This is a genomic window from Burkholderia sp. E168m23 (assembly GCF_016586125.1).
Classification (GTDB): domain Bacteria; phylum Pseudomonadota; class Gammaproteobacteria; order Burkholderiales; family Burkholderiaceae; genus Burkholderia; species Burkholderia orbicola.
This window is the reverse complement of record NZ_BCPP01000930.1, coordinates 1-2,790: the sequence shown is the minus strand read 5'-3', so window position 1 is coordinate 2,790 and position 2,790 is coordinate 1. Positions and strand designations below refer to the sequence as shown.

General features: G+C 67.1%; 2 protein-coding genes. Both read right to left on the bottom strand.

Annotated features, from left to right (window positions below):
* The coding region (gene acnA / locus JMF90_RS32130; protein WP_201325940.1) for an aconitate hydratase AcnA at positions 1–1,717 on the bottom strand (1,717 nt) is incomplete at its 3' end.
* 81 nt (positions 1,718–1,798) lie between these two features.
* Positions 1,799–2,790, bottom strand: a 992-nt coding sequence (gene prpC / locus JMF90_RS32125; protein ID WP_201325939.1) for a 2-methylcitrate synthase, incomplete at its 5' end; no start/stop codon positions are given.

Here is a 2,790-nt window from a genome sequence, read left to right as displayed (position 1 = left end):
CGCTCGACGCGACGATCGCGTCGATCTCCTCGTCGGTCGGCCAGATGTCCTTCAGCGTGACGGGCTTGCCATCCTGATCGTGGCCGAGCACGTCCTTCTCGATGTCGAAGCGGATCGTGCCGGCGATCGCATACGCGACGACGAGCGGCGGCGACGCGAGGAACGCCTGCTTCGCATACGGGTGAATGCGGCCGTCGAAGTTGCGGTTGCCGGACAGCACGGCCGTCGCGTACAGGTCGCGCTCGACGATCTCCTGCTGGATCTTCGGGTCGAGCGCGCCCGACATCCCATTGCAGGTCGTGCACGCGAACGCGACGATGCCGAAGCCGAGCTTCTCGAGCTCGGGCAGCAGGTTCGCCTCTTCCAGATACAGCTCGACCGCCTTCGAGCCGGGCGCGAGCGAGCTCTTGACCCACGGCTTGCGCGTGAGGCCCTTCGCGTTCGCGTTGCGTGCGAGCAAGGCGGCGGCGATCACGTTGCGCGGGTTGCTGGTGTTCGTACAGCTCGTGATCGCGGCGATGATCACCGCGCCGTCGGGCATCTCGCCCGGCTTCTCGTCCCACTGGCCGGCGATCCCGCGCGCGGCGAGATCGGACGTCGGCAGCCGCTTGTGCGGGTTCGACGGGCCGGCCATGTTGCGCACGACGCTCGACAGGTCGAACGTCAGCGTGCGCTCGTACTGCGCGTTCGCGAGCGTATCGGCCCACAGGCCGGCCGCCTTCGCGTAGGTTTCGACGAGCTTCACCTGCTCGTCGCTGCGGCCCGTGAGGCGCAGGTAGTCGATCGTCTGGCCATCGATGAAGAACATCGCGGCCGTCGCGCCGTATTCAGGCGCCATGTTCGAGATCGTCGCGCGATCGCCGAGCGTGAGGCTCGCCGCGCCTTCGCCGCGGAACTCCAGGTACGCGCCGACCACCTTTTCCTTGCGCAGGAACTCGGTCAGCGCGAGCACCACGTCGGTCGCGGTGATGCCGGGCTGACGCTTGCCGGTCAGCTCGACGCCGACGATGTCGGGCAGGCGCATCCACGACGCGCGGCCGAGCATCACGTTCTCGGCTTCGAGCCCGCCGACGCCGATCGCGATCACGCCGAGCGCATCGACGTGCGGTGTGTGGCTGTCGGTGCCGACGCAGGTGTCCGGGAACGCGACGCCGTCCTGCGCCTGGATCACCGGCGACATCTTCTCGAGATTGATCTGATGCATGATGCCGTTGCCCGGCGGGATCACGTCGACGTTCTCGAACGCCTTCTTCGTCCACTCGATGAAGTGGAAGCGATCCTCGTTGCGACGATCCTCGATCGCGCGGTTCTTCGCGAACGCGTCCGGGTCGAAGCCGCCGCACTCGACGGCGAGCGAGTGGTCGACGATCAGCTGCACGGGCACGACCGGGTTCACCTTCGCCGGGTCGCCGCCGCCGTCGGCGATCGCGTCGCGCAGGCCGGCGAGATCGACGAGCGCCGTCTGGCCGAGGATGTCGTGACACACCACGCGCGCCGGGAACCACGGGAAATCGCGTTCGCGCTTGCGCTCGATGATCTGCTTCAGCGAATCGGCGAGGATCGCCGGATCGCAGCGGCGCACGAGGTTTTCGGCGAGCACGCGCGACGTGTACGGCAGCGTGTCGTAGGCGCCGGGCGCGATCGCGTCGACCGCGGCACGCGCGTCGAAATAGTCCAGCGACGTGCCGGGCAGGGGTTTGCGGTTGGCGGTATTCATGATGTGGGGCGGAATTCGAGGTAAGACGTGCCGCACGCGCCGGCCGCCCGCATCACGGGCGCCGACGTGCGCGGCAGACGATCAGCGCTTCTCGATCGGCACGAACTGCAGGTCTTCCGGACCGGTGTAGTTCGCGCTCGGACGGATGATCTTGTTGTCGATGCGTTGCTCGATGATGTGCGCGCTCCAGCCCGACGTGCGCGAGATCACGAACAGCGGCGTGAACATCGCGGTCGGCACGCCCATCATGTGATACGACACCGCGCTGAACCAGTCGAGGTTCGGGAACATCTTCTTCGCGTCCCACATCACCGATTCCAGGCGCTCGGCGATGCTGTACAGCTTGGTATCGCCCGCTTCCTTCGACAGCTTGTGCGCGACGCCCTTGATCACCTTGTTGCGCGGATCGGAGATCGTGTAGACCGGATGGCCGAAGCCGATCACGACTTCCTTGTTCTCGACGCGGCGGCGGATGTCGGCTTCGGCGTCGTCCGGCGAGCTGTAGCGGCTCTGGATCTCGTACGCGACTTCGTTCGCGCCGCCGTGCTTCGGCCCGCGCAGCGCGCCGATCGCGCCGGTGATCGCCGAGTAGATGTCCGAGCCCGTGCCCGCGATCACGCGGCCCGTGAACGTCGACGCGTTGAATTCGTGCTCGGCGTACAGGATCAGCGACGTGTGCATCGCCTCGACCCACGACTTCGACGGCGTCTTGCCGTGCAGCAGGTGCAGGAAGTGGCCGCCGATCGAGTCGTCGTCGGTTTCCGTCTCGATGCGCTTGCCGTTGTGCGAGAAGTGATACCAGTACAGCAGCATCGAGCCGAGCGACGCCATCAGGCGGTCGGCGATGTCGCGCGCGCCCGGCAGGTTGTGGTCGTCCTTCTCCGGCAGCACGGTGCCGAGCACCGACACGCCGGTGCGCATCACGTCCATCGGGTGGGCCGACGCCGGAATCTGTTCGAGCGCGGCCTTCAGCGCGCTCGGCAGGCCGCGCAGCGCGCGCAGCTTAGTCTTGTAGGCGGCCAGTTCCGTCAGGTTCGGCAGCGTGCCGTGCACCAGCAGGTGCGCGATTTCCT